Below are 20,913 nucleotides of genomic sequence, written 5' to 3' on the forward strand. Positions count from 1 at the left end.
GAGTCGTTGGCACCTTTTGCCAGCGGTTTTGTGCTTTTCAGCCATTTGAGTCGCCCGCTGTCGCCCTTAACCTGTGTTTATACACAAGGAGACATTATGAGCACATCCCTATTCCCGGTTGACCGCAGGCAGGCATTGGTGGCTTTGTCGGCCATGGCGGTGGGTGGTTCGGCCCTGGCCCAGAGCCGACCTGCAGAGTCGTTCCCGACCAAGCCGATCCAGTTGGTGCTGCCATTTCCGCCCGGCGGCTCGATGGACCCGATCTTTCGTACGCTGGCCGACGCCGCGTCCAAAGAACTGGGCCAACCCGTGGTGCTGATGCACAAGCCCGGCGCCGGCGGTGTGATGGGTACGGCGGCGCTCGCGAGCATGCCCGAGTCCGACGGCTACACGGTGGCCGTCATGCACAACTCGGTGATCCGCGCGCCACTGGTGCAAAAGGTCAACTTCGATCCGCTCAAAGACTTCACCTACCTGATTGGCTTGTTCAATCTGACCACCGGCATTTGCGTGGCCGCCGATGCGCCATGGCAGACGCTGGGCGACTTGCTGGCCGACGCCAAGAAGCGCCAAGGCGCGATCAGCTGGGGCACGGTGGGGGCCATCAGCATCAACCGCATCGTGGCCGAGCGATTGGCCAAAATGGCGGGAACCTCGTTCAACATGGTGCCTTTTAAGGGCGGCGGCGAGGCCTTCACCGCGCTGATCGGGCGGCATCTTGATGTGTATGGCGACCCGGGTTTTGGTGCGCAGGTGCGCGGTGGCAAGGCCCGCTTGTTGGCCACTTTCACGCAAGAGCCTCTCAAAGGCTACCCGGGCGTGCCCACCGTCAAGGCCTCGGGCTTTGACATCACCATCGACTCGCCTATGGGCTTGGTCGCACCCAAGAACCTGCCGCCTGCCATTGCAGCCAAGTTGGCGGCGGCCTTTCGCAAAGCATCGGCAGATGTAGCGCACCAAACTCAGCTGGAGAGCTTTGACATGCAGCCCAACCTGATGACGGGCGAGGTTTACACCGCCTATGCCCGCACGGCGTATGAGCGCGATGCCAAGATGCTCAAGGACATTGGCTTCAAGCTGGACTGACACCACGATGAAACCCGTCACCTCGGATGACCCGCTGGCAGTTTTTGCTAAGACGCCGTTCACGCGGCTGCTGGGCATGCAGCGTAATTTTTCGGAAGGCGGCAAGGCACAAATATCGCTCGACCCGCATGCTGATTTGGGCAATGTGATCGGCGCTGTGCACGGCGGCGTTGTGGTCACGCTGCTCGATGTGGTCATGGCCAGCGCTGCGATCTCGCGGGTGAATTTTCAGAAAACCGTGGTGACTTTGAACCTGAACACCAGCTTCCTGGAGCCCGGCCGTGGCGTGCTGATCGCGCAAGGCGAGGTGGTGGACTGTGATGACGATGTTGCCTGGTGCCAGGCCTGCGTGCTGGATGCGCAAGGCCGTCTGGTGGCCAAGGCGCATGGCTCGTTCAGGTATTTGCCCCGCCCGCAGTGAAGCTAACTGTTCGCGCACACAAGGACAAGCATGAGCCATCCCCATCAACCACAAGCCCTTTTGCCGCGTAACGCTGTGATGGTCTTGCTCGACGAGGCCATGGTCCGGGTGGCGTTGGACAAGGTCAATGCGGGCCGCGATATCCCTCGCGAGGTGGTCGCGGTGGACATGCACCTGTCGTTCATGAAAAGCGCCGAGGGGCCGCTGGTGGCCACGGCTCAGGTGGTGGGCGGTGGCAAGACCATGTGCTTTTGTGAAGCGCAGCTGCGCAATGCGCAAACCGAGTTGGTGGCCCAGGCCATGGGCACTTACCGTGTCCAGGCGCTTTAACGGTTCACGTTCACCACCACCCGCCCGCGCACCTGTCCGGCCAAAATCTCCGCGCCCAAGCCAATCGCGTCGGCCAAACCCACTTCGCGGGTCATGCGCTCCAGTTGTGCGGTGTCCAGATCTTGGGCCAAACGGGCCCAAGCCGTTTCGCGCACGGCACGCGGGGCCATCACGCTGTCGATGCCCGCCAGAGTCACCCCCCGCAAGATGAAGGGCGCAACGCTCGATGGAAAGTCCATGCCTTGGGCCAGGCCGCAGGCGGTGACCACGCCGCCGTATTTCGTGCTGGCGCAGGCGTTGGCCAGCGTGTGGCTGCCCACGGTATCGACCACGCCCGCCCAGCGCTCTTTGGCCAGCGGTTTGCCGGGGGCCGACAGTTCGGCCCGGTCCATCACGTCTGCCGCGCCCAGCTGGCGCAGGTAATCGGCTTCTTGCAGGCGGCCGGTGCTGGCCACTACGCGATAGCCCAGTTTGGCCAGCAAGGCAATCGCCACGCTGCCCACGCCGCCGCCCGCACCCGTGACCAAGATGTCGCCCTTGTCAGGCGTGACGCCGTGCTTTTGCAGCGCCATCACGCACAGCATGGCGGTGTAACCGGCCGTACCAATGGCCATGGCCTGGCGCGGGGTGAAAGCAGCAGGCAGTTTGACCAGCCAGTCGCCCTTGAGGCGCGCCTTTTGCGCCAGACCGCCGCTGTGGCTCTCGCCCACGCCCCAGCCGTTCAGCACGACTTGGTCGCCCGCTTTGAACAGCGGGTGCTGGCTGTCTGTCACTGTGCCTGCCAAATCAATGCCGGGGGTGAGCGGAAATTTGCGCACCACTGGGCTTTTTCCGGTGATGGCCAGGCCATCTTTGTAGTTGACGGTGGAGTAGTCCACCTGCACCGTCACGTCGCCTTCGGGCAAGGCGCTGTCTTCCAACGTCTTCACGGTGCAGCGGTAACCGGCGTCGTCTTTTTCAATTTGCAGGGCTTGGTAAGTCATGGAGGTCTTTCTATCGAAGGGTTCAATTGTCTTTTGTAGGCGCGGTGGTTTTAGGGCTTCATTTTCGGTTGACCAGCACGATGCCCACCGCCACCAGCGTCAAGGACAGCACCAGGGTCAGGGTCACGGCTTCGCCCAGCCAAAGCATGCCAAACAGCAAGGCGAACAGCGGTGTGAGGAAGACAAAGGCCGAGATCTTGGTGGCAGGGTAGTGGCCCAGCATCCACATCCAGGCCAGGTAACTGGCGAATGCGCCGATCACGGTTTGTACGGCCACCGAGCCCATCGCAAAGCCGCTCCAGTGGCCATCCCAAGGCTCGCCCATGCCGTGTGACAGCAATAACAACACCATGGTGCTCACGGCCAGTTGGTAAAACAACAGTTTCTCGGCTGCAAGCCGCGTGAGGTTGGCTGCGCGAATGGCTACCGTTGTCAGGCCCCACAGGGCGCCAGCCGCCAGGCCCATCAGGTCGCCCATGGCCCCGCCACCACCAAAACCTTCGCGCAGGGCGAACACCACGGCCGCAAAAGCGCAGGCCATGCCCAGCCACTGCAGCGGCCGCAGGCGTTCGGTGCGGATGAAAAAAGGCAGTAAGGCCGCCACCCAAAAGGGCGAGGTGTACAAAAACACCGTCAGCCGCGAAGCCGAGGTGTGCTGCAGGCCGATATAAATGAAGGCAAACTCCACAGCAAACAGGCAGCCGACCAGCAAACCGGCCCACAGGCTACCGTCGCGATCAAACAGGCGCACCCCGCGCCGCTGGCACCACAGCCACAGCAGCAGCGTGGCCCCCACGCCGCGCACCGCCGACTGGAAGACAGGCGGCAATTCGGCCACGGTGGCTTTGACCAAAACCTGCTGAAAACCCCAAAACATGCAGCACATCAGCAAAATGCCCACGGCCAGGCCGTCCAGGTGGTCTTTGCGGGGTCGGGGCGAAAAGCTCATGCCGTGAATTGTGCCGCCACCTGACTGCTTGCCCTGTCGCCCGCGATGCGCCCGGTTACCATGGAAAAAAGCACCACCTTCAAATCACCTGCCGAATCAACGACTGTGCTTTCACCCCATCTGCCAACGCCATGACCCAGCTCATCCACCACAGCACGTCCTGGTCGCGCCGCGATATGCACCGCATGGCGCTGGCGGCTGCCTTGGTCCCGTGGCTGTCTCCCGGCGCGCAAGCGCAAAGCGCGCCGCCGCGTTGGCGGGTTTTCCCCTTCAGCTTGGGCGTGGCCAGTGGCCAGCCACAGCCACGCAGCGTGGTGCTGTGGACGCGATTGCTCATCGACGAAGCCGATGCCGCCCGCCAGGCATCGGGCGCGCCCGTGGTGTGTGAGCTGTTTGCCGACGAGGCTTTGCGACAGCCTGTTCGCCAATGGACATTGACCACCGACGCCCGCCGGGGCCACAGCCTGCATGTGCTGGCCGATGGGCTGCAGCCAGGGCGGCATTATTGGTACCGTTTTGTCAGCGGCAACGCCGTCAGCCCGGTGGGCCGCACCCGCACCAGCCCGGCTTTGAGTGAGGCCGTCCGCCGCTTGCGATTGGGCTTGGCGTCTTGTCAGCATTACGAGCAAGGCCACTTCGCTGCGCACCGCGACATGGCCGCGCAAGACCTGGACCTGGTGCTCTTTGTGGGCGACTACATCTACGAAAGCAGCAACAAGCAATACAAGATCCGGGCCCACGAAAGCGGCATACCCGACACGCTGGAGGCGTACCGCGCCCGTCACGCGCACTACAAGAGCGATGCCCACTTGCAGGCCTGCCACGCCGCACACCCTTGGCTCATGACCTGGGACGATCACGAGGTGGTGAACGACTACGCCAACGACCTGGACCGCAACTTCACCGACCCGGCGGTGTTCTTGCAGCGCCGGGCGGCGGCCTACCAAGCTTACTTTGAGCACATGCCCCTGCGCTTGGGGCCCGACCCGCAGCAGCCCAGCCAGATGCGCATCCACGACCGCATGGCCTGGGGCACTCTGGCCGACCTGTGGACCCTGGACTGCCGCCAACACCGCGATCACCAGGCCTGCCCCGACCTGATGCGTGGCGGCGGTCGTGTGGTCATGGGCTGTGACGCGCTGGCCGACCCGGCGCGCAGCATGCTGGGCCAAGCGCAAGAGCAATGGCTGACGGCGGGCCTGACGCAAAGCAAGCGGCGCTGGAAGCTGCTGGCGCAGTCCACCTTGATGGTCAGCAGCGGTGTTCAGACCCCCTTGGGGCGCAGCGCCTTCACCGACGGCTGGGACGGTTACCCGCAAGCACGCGCACGCCTCTTGCAGACCGTGGCCGATGCGCGACTGAGCGATGTGGTCATTCTCGGCGGCGATGTGCACGCCAACGTGGCCGCGCAGTTGCGCGTGCGGCCGGGCGATGAGCGCTCGCCCGTGGTGGCCAGTGAGCTGGTCACCACCTCGGTGTCTACCCGGGGCATGTCGCCCAAAGTCATGGCACAAATCCAGCGTGACAACCCGGACATCCGCTATGCCCGCTCAGACGAGCGGGGCTTCACCTTGATTGACATCCGGCCCGATCGGCTGGCAGCTCAGTTTTTGACCACCCCGCACCCGGCCCAGCCCGACGCTCGGCTGGCGCTGCAAGGGCGCTGGACGGTGCGCCAGGGCGTGGCGGGCGTCGAGCCGGGTTCTTGAAAAGGCCCGGCCGCATCCAAGGGTTACCATGCGGTCTTTTTTTAGGCTGCATGGCTAGAATCGGTGAATGAACACCAGCCATGTGACCGCGCCCAAGAAATCCTTCAAAGTCCAGATGCTCGCAGCCCGCGAAACGGCGATCATCCAATCGGTCAACCGTTTGTTGTCCGAAAAAGGCTTCGATGCGATGACGGTGGACGAGGTGGCGGCCGAGGTGGGCATCGCCAAGGCCAGCTTGTACAAGCACTTCACCAGCAAGGAAGAGTTGGCCTGCGCGGCCATGGTCACCGCCATGCGCCGGGCGCAAGAGGTCATCCAGAGCACCGATTCGTCTTTGCCCCCGCTGGACAAGATCAAGGCTGTGACCCGTTGGACCATGACACTCAAGTTGCAAGGCCTGATGCCCTCACTGCCCAGCCAGAACTCCAGACTGCGCGCCACCTTGATGGCCAGCAAGGACTACATGGACAGCTTGATGGAGGTGAGCGACGCTTTGGGCGGCTGGATCGAAGAAGCCCAAGCCCAAGGCCAGATCAACAAGGCCTTGCCCGCTGTTGCGGTGCTCTACACCTTGTATGCCCGGGCCTGCGATCCGGTGCTGGAGTTTTTGAAAATGGGCGAACAACACACCGACGAGCAGATTCTGGATCTGGTGATGAGCACCTGTTTTGATGGGCTGAACGCCCGCTGAAGTCAGGCTGTGGCAACCGGGGATTTAGACAAAGCCCCAAACCTTTCAGAAGCGCTGTGGCGTATTTGATCCGACACCCTTTGTATCGATTCGGACGGTTGAGGGTCAACGCGCAGGGTCAAACCGACCGGTCCCTCGGTGGCGCTCGTGTCGATCTGCAGGCGCACCAGCGTACCCTGTAGCAAATCGTTTTCTATGGCACCCCGTGGAACAAACCACACAGCATCGCTGTGCAGTACATAACTGCGGCCGAAAGACAGGTCGATGGTTTCAATGATTTGCAGGGGCAGACCCGTGCCCACTGCCATGAAAAAGCGGTCTGCGGCTTCCCTGGCACGCGTCCCTGCATCGGGCAGGACCAAACGGTAGCCGTCCAAAAGGGAGGGATCTATTTTCTGTCGCAAGGACAGAGCATGTCCTGGGCGAACGACAAGCAACAAGGGTTCGGTGTACAGGTGTTCAAAGGTTAAACCCTGCATGTCCGACGGCTCTGCGAGGCGACCAATCACCATGTCCAGAACCCCTTGTTTCAAGGCGGCAATCAGTTGTGCATTGCTGCCTGTTCGCACCGACACGCGGGCCCGTGGCGCCGAGGCGGCAAAGCGCACCAGAGCGGGCGCCAGCACCGTGGCACCCACATTGGGCAAGGCGCCAATCACCAAGGCTGGGGCGTCGCCCTCTTCGTCGGCAGACAGGCTGGACAGCCCGTCGTGGATGGCCCGCAAGCCGGATCCGGTGTGCCTGACCAAAATTTGTCCGGCCCCGGTTAAGGTGACGCCTTTGGGTGAGCGTTCAAAAAGTCGATGGCCTGCAATGTCTTCGAGCTCGGCCAGGGTTTTGGTGACGGCCGGTTGCGAAATGCTCAAGGCTTTGGCGGCACGCACCATTGAGCCGTGTTCGGCGATCGCCACCAAGGTGCGCAGGTGACGCATTTTGAGGCGGTCTTTCAAAGGCATCGGACAAGCATAACCTGCAAAAAAACCGGGGTCGACCTGGGCACAGACGTCATGCCCTTTTGTCAGTCAGGTCAGTCGCGCCAGCAAACCGGTAGCGTTGCCATGCATGACCAGGGCTTGATCGGCCGCCGAAAGCCGAGATCTTTGGATGCCCGCGAGGGTTCTGTCGGTATCGAAAATGGGGCAATCGGTGCCCAGCACCACCCGGTCGGCGCCGAACACCGCCACGGCTTGTTCCAGGGCCTGTGGGCCCAGCGAGGCGCAGTCGACCCACACGGCACGCGTTCGGCTCGATGGCATGGGGCGGGCAGGGTCGCGCAGGGCCAGCATGTGGTCCATGCGTTCGACCACGGCAGGAAAGGTACCGCCCAAATTCGCCACCTGAACGGTGATGTTGCGCCAGGGTTGCAAGAAGTCCGACAGCAGCAGCGTCACCATGGCCTCGCCAACCTCGTGCTGAACGGCCAGCGCACGGCGAGCCAGATCGTGGTCAGGGGGCGCATCGGGCAAGGCACCACTGTCGGGCATGCGACCGGGGTGCACAAAAAAATGCGCTCCCAGCGCGTCAGCCGCTTCAAACACGGGTCGGATGCGTGCGGCGGTGGCTTCGCTGCGAAAGGCGTCCACCGGCAAAATCGCTCCCAGCAGCCCCAGCTCCAGTCGAGCCCGCCGCAGTTCTGCCACGGCCGCGTCCATGTCGGCCAAGGGCAGTGCGGCCAGTCCGCAAAAACGTTCGGGGCGCGTCCGGCACAACTGGCTGCAAGCATCATTGAAAGCACGCACCAGCGGCGCTGCCTGGTCAAAAGGCAAACTGTCGATGCCAAACAGACCGGGCAATGACAGCATTTGCTTCGCCACGCCTTGCTGCAACATGTGCTGAAGTCGCAGTGACGGGTCGGTGTGGGCTGGGCTGAACCCCAGAGTGCCGATCGGCATGACCAAGCGCTCTGCCCCATCGTCCAGCACCTCTAGGCGTGGCACCTGGCCTTGACGCTGACGCAGCGCATGGGCCACTTGAGGGGGCACCCAGTGCGCGTGCATGTCGATGGCGCGTGCGCCCATGCTCATTCGGCTTTGGCCCCTGAAGCTTTGACGACTTCAGCCCAGCGGGTGACTTCGCTGTCAATGAATTTGCCAAACTCTTGCGGAGAGGAGATCGAGGGCGCCGCCCCGAAGCTGGCCAGCAGGTCCTTGACGTCGTTTTGTTGCATGATTTTGCCGATCTCAGCGTTCAGTCGGTTCACGATGGCTGTGGGTGTGCCCGCGGGCGCCACGATGCCGAACCAAGGTTCAACGTCAAAGCCGGGCAGGCCGCTTTCAGCAATGGTGGGCACATCCGGTATGGCTGGCGAGCGTTTGCCGCTGGGGGTTGCCAGCATGATCAGTTTGCCGCCCGCCACATGGGGCTTGGCGACGGCGTATTGCAAAAACATGGCCGAAACTTGACCGCCCAGAAGGTCGGAAGTGGCGGGACCATTGCCCTTGTAGGGGACGTGCGTCACGTCGACGCCAGCGCGGGTTTTGAACAACTCCAGTGCCAGGTGCGCGCCCGTGCCGATGCCACCGGAGGCGAAGTTGATTTTGCCGGGACGGGCCTTGGCCAAAGCCAGGAACTCACTCACGTTTTTCGCGGGTAGAGAGGGGTGGGTGACCAGAACCATGGGCGACCAAGCCGCGCGGATCACGGGGCTGAAGTCCTTGCGAGCGTCGTAGCTTAGCCGGGATGCCATCAGGCTTTCATTGATGGCCAAGTCGGGTGCAACCAAGAGCAGGGTGTAGCCATCGGCAGGCGCGCGCGCCACCATGGCACTGCCAATGGTGCTGCCGCCACCGCCTTTGTTGTCCACGATCACGTTTTGCCCAAGACGAGTCTGAAGTTGGGCAGAAAGCAGGCGGCCCAGAATGTCCGTGAACCCGCCGGGCGGGTACGGCACCACCAAACGGATGGGTTTGTCGGGGTAAGCGGTTTGGCTGAAAACAGCGGTACAGGCACTCAGTGCCAGCGCAGCAAAAATGGCACGTCGGGAAAAACGAATCATGGCAGTCTCCTCATTTGAATGGGCAGCAGATGGCTTTATTTATCACAAAAGGCGTTGATGCGCCAACAAGCTCAAAGGTCGAGTTGTCTCTTTTGGGCGGTACCCGCCTGGCGAAATTGCGACAACGGCGGCATCAGATAACGCCGCAGGTCAGCGGGGTCGGCGGCCGGGTCGGCAGCCACAGGGCGGGTGCCGGCGATGGTCACGCGCTCCATCAGGCGACGCTGCGGGTAGTAATCGTGCAGGGCGGAGTGTTGCACATGGCGGTTGTCCCAAAAAACCACCATGTTCGGTTCCCAGCAGTGCCGGTACTGGTATTCATGAATCAGGGTCTTGCGGTACAGCATGTCCAAAATCATGCGGCTCTCGTCTTCCGCCATGCCCTTGATGTACAGCGTGAACTGGGGGTTAACAAAAATGACCTTTTTGCCAGTGATGGGGTGCACCGACACCACCGGATGGGTCACAGCAGGGTAGCGGTCTTCAAATCGCCGCAACTTCTCGATGCCATCGGCGTCGGTGGGGAAAAGGCTGCGAAAAGGCTTGAAGTCGTGGACGGCTTCCAGGCCCGTCAAAAAGCGCTGCCAGCGGTCGGACAAGCCTTCGTACACCGCTGACATGCTGGCAAATGCGGTGTTGCCGCCGTGTTCGGGAATGATTTTGGAGCACAGCGCTGTGCCCATGGGCGGCGCTTCCCGAAAGGTTTCGTCGGTGTGCCAGATGTCTGTGGGGGCGGGGGGATTGCCCTCCTTGTTGTCATAGACGATCAACTCGGGGGCATCGGTGCTGCTGGTGGAAAAGGGGTGAACACTCAGGGTGCCGAAACAGCGGCCAAAGCGGCGCAGGTCTTCCGATGAAATCACCTGATCCGGAAAGACCAACACGCCATGTTGGGCGTGGGCCAGTTTGAGGGCCTCGACCGTGGTGTCGTTCAGCGCCTGGCGGAGGTCGATGCCGGTGATGCGTGCGCCCAGAAAAACGCCAACTCGGCGAATTTCCAATGCTGAGGAAGCCGCTGTGACGGGGGGCTGTTGGGTTTCAATAGCCATGACCTATAACTCCTTGTGGTGCTGCGAAAGCAGCCAGCCCATCAATATAAGGGCAGGAGTCGCTCAAAAGAATTGAAATTGCAAGGGCAATGCTATTCCCTCAGGTTATGACCTGAAGGGTGGGCTCGTCGGTACAGCGGCCTGACCCGCCGGCTCACCAACGGCCTTCAGCGCACCAACAGCACAGGCACTTTGCAGTGCGCGAGCACCTGGGTGGCGACCGAGCCCATGACCAGGTTGCCCAAGGTGCCGTGGCCGTGCGAGCCCATCACTACCAGGTCAAATTTGCCGCTGTCGGCGGTCTTGGAAATGGTTTCACCCGCATGGCCCACTTTGGCGACGGTCTTGGCGTCGATGCCGTGGCGCAGCAAAAATTGGGTCACCGGGCTGAGCACTTTTTCGGCTTCGTCGCGGTGGTAGCTGTCGACCATTTCCTTGCCCACGGCAGCGCGTGCGCGGGGGGGCAGTTGGGAGCTCACCGTCAGCAAGGTGTAGCGGTTGTTCGTGCTGAAAAGTTCGTCGTGCGTGGTCAAGTAGGCCAGCATTTTTTTGGTGTATTCACTGCCATCAACGGCCAATAAGATTTTCATGAGGGTCTCCTGTTGCGGATCAAACAAGCCTTCACTTTATGCCGTGCAGGGCCGTGAGGTCTTGACCTAGGTCATGAAATCGGAAGGTGGCGTGTGCCGTCACTTTGGGGCAGCGCTGACGCCTGAGCCCCGGACCTCCAGCACGCATTGAGGCTTGAACAGCCCTTGCTCGTTTTTGCGGGCATAACCCAGCGGGTTGGCCACCACGCGGCAGCCGTTTTGGGTGTAGTCGCTTGGGCAATGCAAATGGCCGTGCAGCCACAACTGGGCGTGGGGCAGCAAGTGGTCGAGCGCGTTGCAAAACCCCGCTGTGCCTGGCACCCGGCCGTAGCGCGGGTCGGCGCTGCTCAAGCTGGGCGCAAAGTGGGTGACCACCACGGTGGGACCCACAAAAGGCACGCTCAGCGCAGCGCTCAGCCAGTTCTGGCATTGCAGGGCTTGCTCGCGCAGGCCCTCGGCCAGCCAAGGCTCACCTTGGCGCGTGGTCAGGGTTTTGCGCAGGTAATAGTTGGCCGCGCGAAAGGCCTTGTCGCGGGCTTTGAGTTGGCGCGTGAACTGGCTGTTGGGGTGGCTGAAGTGCGCCGGGATTTTGTCGGTCAGCGGGTCGGGGATGGGCTGTCCGGCCAGCGGCCCCAGCGCATCAAAGTCGGTCCACAGCGTGGTGCCCACAAAACGCACGCCACCCAGTTGAAGCACCTCGCGCTCTAGCCAGGTGATGCCCAGCCGCTCGCAGGTTTGGCGCAGCCGGGCTTGGGCCTGGTCAAAGTCAAGGCCGTCGTACTCGTGGTTGCCGGGCACAAACAGCACGGGTGTGGGCCAGCCGCGCAGCGGTGAAAACCGCCCCAGGCCAAAGTCGTCTTCGCCTGCGCTGGCCAGGGCCGAGCCCGCTTGGTAAGAGCCAATGTCGCCCGCGAGCACCAGCACATCGGCACCCGGGGCCGGGCTGGTCATGAAGTCGGGGTTGGTCTCCAGGTGCAGGTCGGATAGGAGTTGGATGTTCATGTCGGAATGTCGTGGGTCGGCACAGCGTTGGAAAAAGCCTGCCGGGCCACTTGTTGCAGTTGGGTGCGCAGCCATTGGTGCGGGCTGTCTTGTTGGCGTTTTCGGTGCCAAATGGCATGCACTTGCACGGGCGGCACGTCAAAGGGCAGCTCGTGCAGCGCCAGTTCATGGGCCATGCCGGTGGTGGGTACAAAGTGGCGTGGCAGCACCGTGAGCAAATCGGAGTTCACCACCACCCGCCCGGCCGTGAAAAACTGGTTCACCGTGAGCACGATGCGCCTTTGCTGCCCGATGGTGGCCAGGGCTTCGTCCACAAACCCGTAGGCACGACCAGAAAAACTGACCAGCAAATGCCTGGCCGCGCAATAAGCCTGCAAACTGATGGGCCGCTTGGCCAGCGGGTGGCCCTTGCGCATCACACACACGTATTCGCCCGAATACAGGCGCTGGTGCTCAAACGGAATGGCTTCGCCCGATTGGGCGCGGGCGGTCAGGTCGGCCAGCACCGCTGGAAAGTAGCCCAAGGCGATGTCGGCGCTGTCTTCGCTCAGCAGATTGCGCGGGTCGCGTGTGGTCAGAGGCAGCACGCGCAAGGACACGCCGGGGGCCTGCAGCTCCAGCTGGCGGGCCAGTCCGCCCATGAGCTCGGCGGCGGTGGCGTCGGCCATGGCCAGCACAAAGGTGCTGTTGGCTTGCTGCGGCGCGAAAGCGCTGGGCACGATGGCCGCCTGCAATTGGCGCAGGGCCTCGCGCACGCTGGGCCACAGGGCCAGAGCCCGGGGTGTGGGCTCCATGCCGTGGCCGTGGCGGCGCACCAGTTCATCGCCCAAGGCCTCGCGTAACCGGCGCAAGGCATTGCTCACGGCCGGTTGGGTCAGTGACAGGTTGTGCGCGGCCCGGGTCAGGCTTCGTTCAGCCATGACTTCGTCAAACACCCGCAGCAAGTTCAGGTCGAGGGTGCGAAAAGAGGACGGGATGGGGGAGGGCATGGGAGGTCTTCAACTATCACCATTATGAATGAATGCCATTATGAAGATAAAGTTGAACGACATTAGTAAAAACCCTATGATTTGTTACATGGTTTGTTAATTTGGGTTGCCAAAGAAAACAAAACCGAATCAAGGGAACACAAAATGAACACCACCGCCAAATCTGTCCTGGGCACCATGCCCGCCGTTTCTGAGGCACTCACCGCCCCCAGCACCTCCAGCAAAACCCTGGCGAACCTGTTGCTCGCCGCAGGTGTGGCCGCACTGGTCGTCGCTGTCGATCAGATGATCGACAGCTGGGCCGAATCCCATGTGGTGGCCGCCTGGCTGGCACTGTGGGCCGTGGCCGTGCTGGCCATTTGGGTACTGCGCGGCCTGACACGCCATTTGGCGCAAAACCTGATGACCGGGCTGGACGCCTGGTCGGCCCATGTGGCCCGCGGACGCGCCGACGAGCGTTTGTGGTCCATGGCCCAGTCTGATCCACGATTGATGAGCGAGTTGCAAGTGGCCATGGACCGCGCCAGTGAAGCCTCAGGACCGGTCCGTGACCTGGAAACCCTGATGACCCGCAGCGCCGCCCGACTGGTGCGTGACCGCATGTACTACATCTGAAGCCCTGTCCTCGGGGTCCTGCGGTGACCCACACGATCAAAGGCCTCCTTGCGGAGGCCTTTTTTTTTGCGCAAGTTGGTGGACCCCGTTGACCGCTTCAAGCCGAAGGCCGAGACGCCAAATAAATGCCGGGCAAGATCAGCGCCGCACCCATCAGGTGGTGCCAGCCCATGGCTTCACCCAGCACCAACCAAGCGGCCAGGCCGCCATACAAAGGCCCCAGGTACAAACTGGCGGCCACGCGGCTGGCCCCCAAGACCTTTTGGCAAAAGCCATAGGCCCAGTACGCCCCAATGCCTGGCAACAAGCCCGCTGCCACCACCAACAGCGTGGCCTGCGGGGTCCAAGCGGGTGTGTCGGCTTGAACGAATTCCCATGCGGCAAAAGGCAGCAGCACCAGCATGCCGCCCATGCAAATCGAAGCCAAACGCGCGGTGGAACCCAGCGGTGTGGGCCATTTTTTTTGCAGCAAGGCGTAAGCAGCCCAAGACACCATGGCCAGCACGATCCAGCCGTCACCTGCGACCCATTGCACTTGGCCCAAGGCCAGCCACTGGCCTTTGACCACCACATGGAACACGCCCGCCATGGCGATCACCACGCCCAAGCCCTGGCGCACCGAAAACCGCTCTCCCAGCCACCACACAGCGGCCACGGCGATGATCACGGGTGAGGCGGCGTAAATGAGCGCAATGTTCATGGCCGAGGTGGTTTGTGCGCCTTGGTAAACCCAGGCCCCACAAATCAACATGCCCAAGGCCCCCAACACCAAATAACGACCCGCATCGCGCAGCGTGCTGTGCCGCTCGCGCCAAAGTTCGCTGCGCGCAAAAAACGCCAGAATCACCCCTGCCAAAGCCCACCGCCCCAAGGCCAGCATGTGGGGTTCCACCACGCCGATTGCGCTGCGTGCCACGACGTAATTGACCGACCACAAGGCCGGTGTCACCCACATCAACCACGAGGCGATGCGGATGCGGGATTCAGGGGTGTTCAACAAAGACATGGCACCGATTGTGCAGGGCAAAAAAACCGCCCCGGTTTGTGGCGACCGGGGCGATTGGAGACTCAGACGCCGGATGGGCGCAGAACCTGATTTTTAAGCCAGACGCGACTGCAGTGCTGCTTTGGTGTCCAACAAGGCTTGGGGCAGGTGGTAGCTCAGCTGCGCAAAGAGCTCGTCGTGCAGTTTGAACTCGGCTTGCCAGGCGGCGGGGTCGATGCTGGTGACGGACTTGAACTGCTCAGCGCTGAACGCGATGCCGTTCCAGTTGATTTCGCTGTAGGTGGGCACGATGCCGAACATGGTCTCTTCGCCTTGGGCTTTGCCTTCCAGACGGTCAATCATCCACTTGAGCACGCGCATGTTGTCACCGTAGCCGGGCCAGACAAACGAGCCGTCTTCGCCCTTGCGGAACCAGTTCACGCAGTACATGGCGGGCAGCTTGTGGCCAGCAGCCTGGGCCTTTGCACCCGTGTCCAGCCAGTGCTGGAAGTAGTCGCTCATGTTGTAGCCACAGAAAGGCAGCATGGCGAAGGGGTCGCGGCGCACTACGCCTTGCGCGCCAAAGGCGGCAGCGGTGGTCTCTGAGCCCATGGTCGCGGCCATGTAGACGCCTTCGGTCCAGCTGCGTGCTTCGGTGACCAGCGGCACGGTGGTGGAGCGGCGGCCGCCAAACATGAAGGCGTCGATCGGCACGCCAGCAGCGTCGTCCCAAGTGGGGTCGAGTGCGGGGTTGTTGGTTGCGGCCACCGTAAAGCGGGCGTTGGGGTGAGCGGCTTTGGCACCGGTTTCCTTGGCGATTTGGGGTGTCCAGTCCTTGCCTTGCCAGTCGATCAAATGGTCGGGCAGCTTGCCGGTGTCTTTTTCCATGCCTTCCCACCACACGTCGCCGTCGTCCGTGAGGGCCACGTTGGTGAAGATCGTGTCCTTGTGCAGGCTCAGCATGCAGTTGGGGTTGGTCTTCATGTTGGTGCCGGGGGCGACGCCAAAGTAACCGGCCTCGGGGTTGATGGCGTACATCTTGCCGTCGGTGTGGGGCTTGACCCAAGCGATGTCGTCGCCAACGGTGGTGACTTTCCAGCCTTCAAAGGCAGCAGGCGGCACCAGCATGGAGAAATTGGTTTTGCCGCAGGCGCTGGGGAAAGCAGCTGCAACATGGTATTTCTTGCCCGCAGGGTTGGTCACGCCGAGGATAAGCATGTGCTCAGCCAACCAGCCTTGGTCTTTGCCCATGTTGGAGGCGATGCGCAGCGCAAAGCACTTCTTGCCCAGCAGCGCGTTGCCACCGTAGCCCGAACCATAAGACCAGATTTCGCGGGTCTCGGGGTAGTGCACGATGTATTTGATGCTGGGGTTGCAAGGCCAGGTGGTTTTGTCTTTTTCGACAACACCGTTGATGGTGGCCAAAGGCGCGCCCACGGTGTGCATGCAAGGCACAAAGTCACCGTCGGTGCCCAGCACGTTGAACACCGCCTTGCCCATGCGGGTCATGATCTTCTGGTTGACGGCCACGTAAGCGCTATCGCTCAGCTCGATGCCGATGTGACTGATGTGCGAACCCAGTGGGCCCATGGAGAAAGGCACCACGTACATGGTGCGGCCTGCCATGCAGCCGTCAAACAGCGGGTTCAGGGTGGCCCGCATTTGCGCGGGTTCTATCCAGTTGTTGGTCGGGCCGGCGTCTTCTTTTTTGGCCGAGCAGATGTAGGTGCGGTCTTCCACGCGGGCCACGTCCGACGGGTCGGAGCAAGCCAGGAAGGAGTTGGCGCGCTTGGCCGGATTAAGCTTTTTGAAGGTGCCCGCAGAGACCAGTTCGGCGCAAAGGCGATCGTATTCTTTTTGGGATCCGTCGCACCAGTAAATGTTGGCGGGCTTGCACAGGGCGGCCATTTCGGCGACCCAGGCGATCAGCTTGGCGTTTTTGACGTAAATGGGCGTGTTGAGGTTCAGGCCCTGCATTGCGGGTGAGTTCATGACTGGCTCCAAGTTTAAAAAATCGTTTTTTCAAAACCTCTGCGCAGGGGCTTTGAAAAAACGGCTGTGGGGCTGAGATACTGAAGGCTTTGGCCGCTTCGAAAAGCGGATGTAACTGCGTTGTAACCAGCGGGCCTCGATTTTAGGGAGACTGCTTGTTTTGTGCCTGTTGACCAGGCTGAAAACCTCTTTAAAACTATGCAAAATAAGCATGACGTTATGCGGGAATCTTCGGAGGTCGGTTTCAATCCGCTTCGGCGCTCTGGGTTGATGGCGGCTTTGGCGGCACCGTGGCTTGCCCCTTGGGCGGCACAAGTACAAAGCCTGGTCCGCATCAAAATCGCCGCAGCCAGCAACATGAAGTTTGTGCTGGCTGACTTGGTGAGCCAATACAGGCAACAAACGGGCGTGCAGGTGGATGTGAACTTGGGCGCATCGGGCAACCTGGCGCGGCAGATCTTGCAGGGCTTGCCGGTGGATCAATTCATCTCAGCCGACGAGGTTTGGGTGGCCGAATTGGACAAAGCTGGAAGAACGGTGGACGCTGGGCAACGCTACGCCACGGGCCGACTTGCGCTGGTTGTGCCAAAAAATTCAGCACTGCCGCTGAGCCAAGGCTTGGCGGCGGTGGTGCGCGCCCTGAAACCGGGTGACAAATTCGCCATCGCCAACCCGGCGTTGGCCCCGTATGGTGTGGCCGCCGTGGAGGCTTTGCAGCGTGCAGGCGTCGGAGCTTTAACGACCAAACACAAGGTATTGGGCGATAACATCGGCCAGGCCACACAGTTTGTGGCCACGGGTGCGTCGCAGGCGGGCATCACCGCGCTGGCGCTGGCCCAAGCCCCCGAAATCGCCCACAGATTGCAGGTCTTGCCCTTGCCCGCTGAATTGCATGCCCCCCTGCACCAGCGCATGGTGCTGCTCAAGGGCGCGGGTGCAGCGGCGGCAGACTGGCATCGGTTTTTGCTTAGCCCGACTGCCCAGGCGGTGATTGTGCGGCACGGTTACGCCTTGCCGCAATAATTGGGTTTCGCGCTGTACGACCTCACGGGTGGGCAGTGCTTCACACACCTGTCTTGTCTCCGTCATCACACACCACACTATGGATTGGTCCGCCCTTCACGTTTCGCTGACCCTGGCCGCTCTGACCACTTTGGCTTTGCTGCCGCTGGGCCTGGCGCTGGCCCGCTGGCTGGCCGTGACCGCCTGGGCCGGGCGGCCGGTGGTGGAGGCTTTGCTGCTGCTGCCTTTGCTGCTGCCCCCCACGGTGATCGGGTTTTACTTTTTGGTGGCCTTTGGCCAGGGCAGTGCTGTGGGCGCATGGCTGGCGGCATCGGGCATTCGCTTGGTGTTCACCCTCGAAGGCTTGCTGCTGGTAAGCGTGCTGGTCAACCTGCCATTTATGGTGCAACCGATTCAGCGGGCCTTTGCAGCCGTACCGCACAGTCTGCGCGAAGCCGCCTGGGTGTCTGGCCTGTCAACCTGGCAGACCTTTTGGCGCATCGAGTTGCCGCTGGCGTGGCCCGGTTTGCTGGCTGGCATGGCGCTCACGGTGGCGCACACCTTGGGCGAATTCGGCGTGGTGCTCATGGTAGGCGGCAACATCGAAGGCGAGACTCGTACCTTGTCGGTGTCGCTGTACGACAAGGTGCAGGGCATGGATTTGCAGTCGGCCCATGTGATGGCGCTGGCGCTGGTGGGCGTGTCTTTGCTGGCGCTCACGCTGGTGTTGGCCTTTGACCGGGTGGGCCAACGCGGCCGCGCCCTGCAGGAGCGCTGATGCAAGGCTTGCAAGTTCAACTGCGCTCGGCCAGCCCCATACGGCTGGAAGCAGAATTTGATTGCGGTGCGGGCGAGTTGGTGGCCCTCGTCGGCCCGTCGGGCAGCGGCAAAACCAGCATGCTGCGCGCCATCGCGGGGCTGTGGACGCCCGCCGATGTGCAAGGCCACATTCGGGTGGCGGGCCAGGCTTGGCTGGACACGGCAGCGGGCGTGCAGCTGAGTCCGCAGCAGCGCCGGGCGGGTCTGGTGTTCCAGCATTACGCGCTGTTTCCGCACATGACGGCGCAGGCCAACGTGGCGCTGGCCGCTGGGCCGGGCTGGTCGATCGCGGATGTGCAGACATTGCTGGCCCGCTTGGGGCTGGCCACGCTGAGCCAGCGCAGGCCTTCGCAACTCTCGGGCGGTCAGCAGCAGCGCGTGGCGCTGGCACGGGCGCTGGTGCGGGTCATGCTCAGGCCCACAGCGGATCCAACTCCAACACCCCAAGCTTTGCCCGGCGTCTTGCTGCTGGACGAGCCGTTTTCTGCGGTGGATGCGCCCACGCGCCAGGCGCTTTACCGCGAGTTGGCTGCTTTGCGCCAAAAGGTGTCGGTGCCCATGCTGCTCGTGACGCACGACCTGGCAGAAGCCCGCCGCTTGGCCGACCGGGTGGTGATCGTGGACGCGGGTCAGACGCTGCAAACCGGCGAGCCCGCCCGCGTGTTTGCCAGCCCGCGCAACGCCCGCGTGGCCGAACTGGTGGGCATTCAAAACCACTTTGAGGGTTGCTTTTTCAAGGACCACGCTGGCTGGGGGCGCTTGCGCTGGACCGATGCGGCGTCATCAGACGCTGTTTTGGACTTGGCGGTGTTCGACAAAAACAAGATCGACGACGGCACCCCTGTGACCTGGGTGCTGAACGGGGAACAGGTGGACGTGATGGCCGATGGCGAGTTGCCCAGCCTTGCGCCGCCCGGCCACACCCGCTTGCGCTGCCAGTTGCTGGAGGTCTTGTCGCTGGGTGAAATCAGTTTGTGCACGCTCAGGCCTGAAGCCTTGCCCAGTCAAACCATCACCCTGAACCTGACCAGCCGCCTGCTGCAGCGTTTGCAGGTTGGCTCGGGAGCTTGGGTTCAGCTGCAGATCGCGCCAGAGGCCTTGCACATCATGCCCGTGCGGACAAAATAAAACCCGCAAAGCGCGAGCTGTTGCGGGTGGGTGGGGTGCGGCCAGGGCGGTGCACCGGGGGGCGACAAAGCCTCAGGCCATGAACACGGCGATGAAAGCCAACAAGAAAATCAGCACCGCGCCAGCGGCCGGAATGACCACGGGAATGTGCTTGACCACGTTTTCAACGGGATCGTCAGAAGTGTGTGCGTCGTTGTGATTGGACATGAAGAGCCTCAGAACAAGAATGGCGGTATTGTAGCCACGCCCGGCTGGTGGGCCGCTGACAACCCGGCTCACATCAGGGCATAGGTGGTGCTGGCCCGAAAAACGCTCTTGCCGTCGTTGGCTCCGGTCAAGTCAATCTCGCCAAAGGCCATGGCTTTGCCCGCTCGCAGCACCCGGGCTGTGACCAGCGCGTCCTGGCCCGACAGGGGTTTCATGAAGCTGCTGGACAGTTGCACCGTGCTGCAGGGCCGAAACTGCCCAAAGTGGTTGATCAGCGCCAGCACCATGGCCGTGTCGGCCGCCGCCATCATGGCCTGGCCGCACAGCATGCCGCCCACCCGCGAGAGCTGCTCGCTTTGCGGTAAGCGCAGGGTCACGCTGTCGGCGTCAAAGCGCTCGACCTTCAGGTTCAGCGCCTGCACCCAAGGGGCAAACAGGGCGGACAGGGCTTGCTGCAGGGTGTCGGTGGTCATGGGGTTCATGGTGCGAGTTTAAACAAGGGTCCACACGATGGGCTTGTATGGGCCCTGCAAATCACACTTGAACCCTATCTCTCCTCCATGGCTTTTTACACCCTTGTTCTCGGCGCTGGCCGAGCCCGCCTTGAGTGTCCCACTGGCGGGTGCCGTGCATTGAGTGGATCCTTGGGGGGTGAACCATCCCGGAGCTTTGGTGCAGCCTTATGCTGTGCTGTTGATGGACCGTGGCGGACGTTTGTTGACGGGCGATGCCTCCAGCTTGATCAGAAGATAGCCGGTTCCGGATCGTATAGAAACGGTCGGTGGAGATCGACGGCAATTTCCACCTGGTGGTGGTCCACTTTCAGCCCAAATCACAGTGGTGCCCGAATCGCAAGCCGAATGGCATCGGCCTGCGACAGGCTCTGCCTGCTGAAACTCAACGCAACATTTGCGGTCCATTAATCATTTCTGAAAACGAACTCCTGGGTCGCGGTGATTTCTCCGGATTCGGCGGTGCACTTGTATTGCAGCATCGCCGCTTTGACTGCTGCATGAAAAATGCTCGGCCCAGACAGAATCGTCACCTCTTTGACCGCGCCCTCTTTGATCAGGACCTGCGCTCTGACAACCCCTCCAATTCCATTTTGAATCGCCCTTCGCGGCATTTCTGGTTGAACTTGCGTCGGGCAGGCGACTCTGATATCCGATCGGTTGTGGGCCGGCTTGGGTGGTGGCGGCGGCGGTGGCGGTGGTGCTGGGGGTGCCGGTGGTGCTGGGGGTGCCGGTGGAGCAGGTGGAGCAGGTGGAGCAGGCGGTGGAGGTGGTGGCGGGGCAATCACTGCAGGCGTTGGCGGTGGTGTTGCCACGGATTGAACCACCGGTGCCGTCAAGGTGGCCGGGGGCGCTACGT

At 62.1% G+C, this 20,913-nt stretch carries 23 protein-coding genes; 9 read left to right on the forward strand and 14 right to left on the reverse strand.

Features of this window, described 5'->3' with window-relative positions; all coding sequences use genetic code 11:
- Positions 1 to 96: 96 nt before the first annotated feature.
- From B9Z49_RS18155 to B9Z49_RS18165, 3 genes are read left to right on the forward strand one after another with little or no spacing between them, the layout of a single operon-like run.
- Complete coding sequence (locus B9Z49_RS18155; protein WP_108354848.1) at positions 97 to 1,086, forward strand: tripartite tricarboxylate transporter substrate binding protein; 990 nt, start codon at positions 97 to 99, stop codon at positions 1,084 to 1,086.
- 7 nt (positions 1,087 to 1,093) lie between these two features.
- Entirely contained in the window at positions 1,094 to 1,507 is a 414-nt protein-coding gene (locus B9Z49_RS18160) for a PaaI family thioesterase (RefSeq protein WP_108354849.1), read from the forward strand.
- Between the two features lie 30 nt (positions 1,508 to 1,537).
- Entirely contained in the window at positions 1,538 to 1,837 is a 300-nt protein-coding gene (locus B9Z49_RS18165; protein WP_108354850.1) for a PaaI family thioesterase, read from the forward strand.
- Here B9Z49_RS18165 and B9Z49_RS18170 read toward each other — a convergent pair.
- Together B9Z49_RS18170 and B9Z49_RS18175 are read right to left on the reverse strand one after the other, a co-directional pair.
- Positions 1,834 to 2,820: an MDR family oxidoreductase gene (locus B9Z49_RS18170; protein WP_108354851.1), complete on the reverse strand. Its 987-nt coding sequence runs from the start codon at positions 2,818 to 2,820 to the stop codon at positions 1,834 to 1,836. The genes B9Z49_RS18165 and B9Z49_RS18170 overlap by 4 nt on opposite strands.
- A 58-nt stretch (positions 2,821 to 2,878) precedes the next feature.
- Positions 2,879 to 3,769, reverse strand: coding sequence for a DMT family transporter (locus tag B9Z49_RS18175; RefSeq protein WP_108354852.1), 891 nt, complete (start codon positions 3,767 to 3,769; stop codon positions 2,879 to 2,881).
- 131 nt (positions 3,770 to 3,900) lie between these two features.
- Here B9Z49_RS18175 and B9Z49_RS18180 point away from each other — a divergent pair, with 131 nt between their 5' ends.
- On the forward strand, positions 3,901 to 5,478 hold the full coding sequence (locus B9Z49_RS18180; protein WP_108354873.1) for an alkaline phosphatase: 1,578 nt from the start codon (positions 3,901 to 3,903) through the stop codon (positions 5,476 to 5,478).
- A 67-nt stretch (positions 5,479 to 5,545) separates the two neighbouring features.
- Positions 5,546 to 6,169 (forward strand): TetR/AcrR family transcriptional regulator, encoded by a 624-nt coding sequence (locus B9Z49_RS18185; protein WP_108354853.1) that lies wholly within the window; start codon positions 5,546 to 5,548, stop codon positions 6,167 to 6,169.
- A 2-nt stretch (positions 6,170 to 6,171) separates the two neighbouring features.
- On the opposite strand, the gene pcaQ is transcribed toward B9Z49_RS18185, so the two are convergent.
- The 7 genes from pcaQ to B9Z49_RS18220 all read right to left on the reverse strand — a co-directional run bounded on the left by pcaQ (position 6,172) and on the right by B9Z49_RS18220 (position 12,794).
- Entirely contained in the window at positions 6,172 to 7,125 is a 954-nt protein-coding gene (pcaQ, locus tag B9Z49_RS18190) for a pca operon transcription factor PcaQ (protein ID WP_108354854.1), read from the reverse strand.
- A gap of 66 nt (positions 7,126 to 7,191) precedes the next feature.
- The gene (locus tag B9Z49_RS18195; RefSeq protein ID WP_158273529.1) at positions 7,192 to 8,187 is read right to left on the reverse strand and encodes an amidohydrolase family protein; all 996 of its coding nucleotides are present in this window, start codon (positions 8,185 to 8,187) and stop codon (positions 7,192 to 7,194) included.
- A gap of 2 nt (positions 8,188 to 8,189) precedes the next feature.
- Positions 8,190 to 9,164, reverse strand: a complete 975-nt coding sequence (locus B9Z49_RS18200) for a tripartite tricarboxylate transporter substrate binding protein (protein ID WP_108354856.1) — start codon at positions 9,162 to 9,164, stop codon at positions 8,190 to 8,192.
- 71 nt (positions 9,165 to 9,235) lie between these two features.
- Positions 9,236 to 10,213 carry a TauD/TfdA family dioxygenase gene (locus B9Z49_RS18205; RefSeq protein ID WP_108354857.1) on the reverse strand — a complete coding sequence of 326 codons (978 nt, stop codon included), beginning with the start codon at positions 10,211 to 10,213 and terminating at the stop codon, positions 9,236 to 9,238.
- Positions 10,214 to 10,380: 167 nt separating this feature from the next.
- Positions 10,381 to 10,803 carry a universal stress protein gene (locus B9Z49_RS18210; RefSeq protein WP_108354858.1) on the reverse strand — a complete coding sequence of 141 codons (423 nt, stop codon included), beginning with the start codon at positions 10,801 to 10,803 and terminating at the stop codon, positions 10,381 to 10,383.
- Positions 10,804 to 10,902: 99 nt separating this feature from the next.
- A complete protein-coding gene (locus tag B9Z49_RS18215; protein ID WP_108354859.1) occupies positions 10,903 to 11,805 on the reverse strand; it encodes a metallophosphoesterase in 903 nt (300 codons plus the stop codon).
- Positions 11,802 to 12,794 carry a LysR family transcriptional regulator gene (locus B9Z49_RS18220; RefSeq protein WP_199225103.1) on the reverse strand — a complete coding sequence of 331 codons (993 nt, stop codon included), beginning with the start codon at positions 12,792 to 12,794 and terminating at the stop codon, positions 11,802 to 11,804. Before B9Z49_RS18220 ends, B9Z49_RS18215 begins: the two co-directional genes overlap by 4 nt.
- A 144-nt stretch (positions 12,795 to 12,938) precedes the next feature.
- Between B9Z49_RS18220 and B9Z49_RS18225 the strand changes: the two genes are divergently transcribed.
- Positions 12,939 to 13,409 carry a hypothetical protein gene (locus tag B9Z49_RS18225; protein ID WP_146188557.1) on the forward strand — a complete coding sequence of 157 codons (471 nt, stop codon included), beginning with the start codon at positions 12,939 to 12,941 and terminating at the stop codon, positions 13,407 to 13,409.
- Between the two features lie 97 nt (positions 13,410 to 13,506).
- Here the strand turns inward: B9Z49_RS18225 and B9Z49_RS18230 are convergent, their stop codons facing one another.
- Both B9Z49_RS18230 and B9Z49_RS18235 read right to left on the reverse strand, forming a co-directional pair.
- Complete coding sequence (locus B9Z49_RS18230; RefSeq protein WP_108354861.1) at positions 13,507 to 14,415, reverse strand: DMT family transporter; 909 nt, start codon at positions 14,413 to 14,415, stop codon at positions 13,507 to 13,509.
- A 93-nt stretch (positions 14,416 to 14,508) separates the two neighbouring features.
- Positions 14,509 to 16,386, reverse strand: a complete 1,878-nt coding sequence (locus B9Z49_RS18235; RefSeq protein WP_108354862.1) for a phosphoenolpyruvate carboxykinase (GTP) — start codon at positions 16,384 to 16,386, stop codon at positions 14,509 to 14,511.
- A 219-nt stretch (positions 16,387 to 16,605) separates the two neighbouring features.
- Between B9Z49_RS18235 and modA the strand changes: the two genes are divergently transcribed.
- From modA to B9Z49_RS18250, 3 genes are all read left to right on the forward strand, one after another.
- The gene (modA, locus tag B9Z49_RS18240) at positions 16,606 to 17,409 is read left to right on the forward strand and encodes a molybdate ABC transporter substrate-binding protein (RefSeq protein ID WP_233254703.1); all 804 of its coding nucleotides are present in this window, start codon (positions 16,606 to 16,608) and stop codon (positions 17,407 to 17,409) included.
- A gap of 79 nt (positions 17,410 to 17,488) precedes the next feature.
- Positions 17,489 to 18,166: a molybdate ABC transporter permease subunit gene (gene modB / locus B9Z49_RS18245; protein WP_108354864.1), complete on the forward strand. Its 678-nt coding sequence runs from the start codon at positions 17,489 to 17,491 to the stop codon at positions 18,164 to 18,166.
- The gene (locus B9Z49_RS18250; RefSeq protein ID WP_108354865.1) at positions 18,166 to 19,335 is read left to right on the forward strand and encodes an ABC transporter ATP-binding protein; all 1,170 of its coding nucleotides are present in this window, start codon (positions 18,166 to 18,168) and stop codon (positions 19,333 to 19,335) included. The genes modB and B9Z49_RS18250 overlap by 1 nt, the downstream gene beginning before the upstream one ends.
- A gap of 72 nt (positions 19,336 to 19,407) precedes the next feature.
- Here the strand turns inward: B9Z49_RS18250 and B9Z49_RS22420 are convergent, their stop codons facing one another.
- From B9Z49_RS22420 to B9Z49_RS22305, 3 genes are all read right to left on the reverse strand, one after another.
- Positions 19,408 to 19,542, reverse strand: coding sequence for a hypothetical protein (locus B9Z49_RS22420; protein WP_255418928.1), 135 nt, complete (start codon positions 19,540 to 19,542; stop codon positions 19,408 to 19,410).
- Positions 19,543 to 19,610: 68 nt separating this feature from the next.
- Positions 19,611 to 20,024, reverse strand: coding sequence for a PaaI family thioesterase (locus B9Z49_RS18255; RefSeq protein ID WP_369913779.1), 414 nt, complete (start codon positions 20,022 to 20,024; stop codon positions 19,611 to 19,613).
- A 437-nt stretch (positions 20,025 to 20,461) separates the two neighbouring features.
- Complete coding sequence (locus B9Z49_RS22305; protein WP_158273530.1) at positions 20,462 to 20,668, reverse strand: energy transducer TonB; 207 nt, start codon at positions 20,666 to 20,668, stop codon at positions 20,462 to 20,464.
- Positions 20,669 to 20,913: the final 245 nt, after the last annotated feature.

Source organism: Limnohabitans sp. 2KL-51 (assembly GCF_003063645.1).
Classification (GTDB): domain Bacteria; phylum Pseudomonadota; class Gammaproteobacteria; order Burkholderiales; family Burkholderiaceae_C; genus Limnohabitans_A.

Excerpts from the sequence above, each read along its gene's own strand:
- B9Z49_RS18200 (WP_108354856.1), bottom strand. The coding sequence starts at position 9,164 with ATGATTCGTTTTTCCCGACGTGCCATTTTTGCTGCGCTGGCACTGAGT.
- B9Z49_RS18165 (WP_108354850.1), top strand. The coding sequence starts at position 1,538 with ATGAGCCATCCCCATCAACCACAAGCCCTTTTGCCGCGTAACGCTGTG.
- B9Z49_RS18255 (WP_369913779.1), bottom strand. The coding sequence starts at position 20,024 with ATGAACCCCATGACCACCGACACCCTGCAGCAAGCCCTGTCCGCCCTG.
- B9Z49_RS18220 (WP_199225103.1), bottom strand. The coding sequence starts at position 12,794 with ATGCCCTCCCCCATCCCGTCCTCTTTTCGCACCCTCGACCTGAACTTG.
- B9Z49_RS22305 (WP_158273530.1), bottom strand. The coding sequence starts at position 20,668 with ATGCCGCGAAGGGCGATTCAAAATGGAATTGGAGGGGTTGTCAGAGCG.
- B9Z49_RS18215 (WP_108354859.1), bottom strand. The coding sequence starts at position 11,805 with ATGAACATCCAACTCCTATCCGACCTGCACCTGGAGACCAACCCCGAC.
- B9Z49_RS18195 (WP_158273529.1), bottom strand. The coding sequence starts at position 8,187 with ATGGGCGCACGCGCCATCGACATGCACGCGCACTGGGTGCCCCCTCAA.
- B9Z49_RS18185 (WP_108354853.1), top strand. The coding sequence starts at position 5,546 with ATGAACACCAGCCATGTGACCGCGCCCAAGAAATCCTTCAAAGTCCAG.
- B9Z49_RS18160 (WP_108354849.1), top strand. The coding sequence starts at position 1,094 with ATGAAACCCGTCACCTCGGATGACCCGCTGGCAGTTTTTGCTAAGACG.
- modB (WP_108354864.1), top strand. The coding sequence starts at position 17,489 with ATGGATTGGTCCGCCCTTCACGTTTCGCTGACCCTGGCCGCTCTGACC.
- B9Z49_RS18170 (WP_108354851.1), bottom strand. The coding sequence starts at position 2,820 with ATGACTTACCAAGCCCTGCAAATTGAAAAAGACGACGCCGGTTACCGC.
- B9Z49_RS18205 (WP_108354857.1), bottom strand. The coding sequence starts at position 10,213 with ATGGCTATTGAAACCCAACAGCCCCCCGTCACAGCGGCTTCCTCAGCA.
- B9Z49_RS18175 (WP_108354852.1), bottom strand. The coding sequence starts at position 3,769 with ATGAGCTTTTCGCCCCGACCCCGCAAAGACCACCTGGACGGCCTGGCC.
- B9Z49_RS18210 (WP_108354858.1), bottom strand. The coding sequence starts at position 10,803 with ATGAAAATCTTATTGGCCGTTGATGGCAGTGAATACACCAAAAAAATG.
- B9Z49_RS18230 (WP_108354861.1), bottom strand. The coding sequence starts at position 14,415 with ATGTCTTTGTTGAACACCCCTGAATCCCGCATCCGCATCGCCTCGTGG.
- pcaQ (WP_108354854.1), bottom strand. The coding sequence starts at position 7,125 with ATGCCTTTGAAAGACCGCCTCAAAATGCGTCACCTGCGCACCTTGGTG.
- modA (WP_233254703.1), top strand. The coding sequence starts at position 16,606 with ATGCGGGAATCTTCGGAGGTCGGTTTCAATCCGCTTCGGCGCTCTGGG.
- B9Z49_RS18155 (WP_108354848.1), top strand. The coding sequence starts at position 97 with ATGAGCACATCCCTATTCCCGGTTGACCGCAGGCAGGCATTGGTGGCT.
- B9Z49_RS18225 (WP_146188557.1), top strand. The coding sequence starts at position 12,939 with ATGAACACCACCGCCAAATCTGTCCTGGGCACCATGCCCGCCGTTTCT.
- B9Z49_RS22420 (WP_255418928.1), bottom strand. The coding sequence starts at position 19,542 with ATGTCCAATCACAACGACGCACACACTTCTGACGATCCCGTTGAAAAC.
- B9Z49_RS18180 (WP_108354873.1), top strand. The coding sequence starts at position 3,901 with ATGACCCAGCTCATCCACCACAGCACGTCCTGGTCGCGCCGCGATATG.
- B9Z49_RS18235 (WP_108354862.1), bottom strand. The coding sequence starts at position 16,386 with ATGAACTCACCCGCAATGCAGGGCCTGAACCTCAACACGCCCATTTAC.
- B9Z49_RS18250 (WP_108354865.1), top strand. The coding sequence starts at position 18,166 with ATGCAAGGCTTGCAAGTTCAACTGCGCTCGGCCAGCCCCATACGGCTG.